General features: G+C 38.2%; 2 protein-coding genes. Both read left to right on the top strand.

All coding sequences use genetic code 11. The features are described from left to right. The coding region (locus tag PX636_RS08690) for a Uma2 family endonuclease (protein WP_288116775.1) at positions 1 to 429 on the top strand (429 nt) is incomplete at its 5' end. A gap of 55 nt (positions 430 to 484) precedes the next feature. Beyond that, positions 485 to 940, top strand: coding sequence for a hydrogenase maturation protease (locus PX636_RS08685; RefSeq protein ID WP_002797663.1), 456 nt, complete (start codon positions 485 to 487; stop codon positions 938 to 940). Positions 941 to 1,067: the final 127 nt, after the last annotated feature.

Here is a 1,067-nt window from a genome sequence, read left to right as displayed (position 1 = left end):
GGTATTGAACCAGATTATAGTTTTTATATTGACCATTGGCCGGCTATAGCAGGGAAAGCCAGAATTGACTGGGTAAATGATCCTCCTCCCGATTTAGTATTAGAAATTGATGTCACCAGTTACTCGAATGTGGATGATTATCTGCCTTATCAAGTGCCTGAAATTTGGTTGTATCGTCAGAAAAATCTCTATATTTATTGGCTAGAGAATCAAGAGTATATCCCTCGCCATCAAAGTCAATATTTTCCTGACTTTAACCTAGAAAATTTAGTTTCTTTCTGTGGAGAAATTGCCGACAATCGCAATAGTAGTATGGCAATTCGTCAACTAAAACAACATCTCGAAGATTTTTATAGTATTTCAACTAATTTTTCCCGCTTACAGCGTCTTTCATGGCAACCAAGTAAATCCCGAACCAAGTTAACCTGATTAGGGAAAAGTTACTTACTGTCAAGTTTCCAACTCCTGTCTCCTCTATTTAACCATGAATAATTTTAAAATACTGCTCATCGGTTACGGTAATACTTTAAGAAATGATGACGGAGTGGGAGTGAGAATAGCCGAAATTATTGCCGAGGAGAATTTGCCTAATGTGCAAGTCATCGCTACCCATCAATTGACTCCTGAGTTAGCAGCCGATATAGCTGATGCTTCTCTAGTTATTTTTGTTGATGCGGTATTATCTAATCAAACCGATATCCGGATAGAAAAATTAGCAGCAGTTACCGAATGGAATAATTTAGGTCATGCAGAAAGTCCCGCTTCTTTATTAGCATTAACTCAAGCAATTTATCAACAAACTCCCAGGGCCTGGGGAATATTTATTCCTGCTATTAATTTTGAATTTGGTGAAGAATTATCAACAATAACTCAAAAGGGCTTGACAAACGCGATTAAAGCTATTAGGAAAATTATCCTAAATCTGGTTATTAAAGACTGATTATCTATTGCCCCTATTGCCTATTGCATGAGTGCCTATTGCCTCTCCTGATATGTAGGGTCTGCTGAAAAAGTTTGTTGGTGGGGGCAGGGTGTGGGGTGTGGGGTGTAGGGTTTTACCGATTTTG

The organism is Microcystis sp. M53598_WE2 (genome assembly GCF_030067735.1).
Classification (GTDB): Bacteria; Cyanobacteriota; Cyanobacteriia; order Cyanobacteriales; family Microcystaceae; genus Microcystis; species Microcystis aeruginosa.
The sequence above is the reverse complement of the archived record's forward strand: the minus strand, read 5'-3'. Positions and strand labels throughout refer to the sequence as shown.

Excerpts from the sequence above, each read along its gene's own strand:
- PX636_RS08685 (WP_002797663.1), top strand. The coding sequence starts at position 485 with ATGAATAATTTTAAAATACTGCTCATCGGTTACGGTAATACTTTAAGA.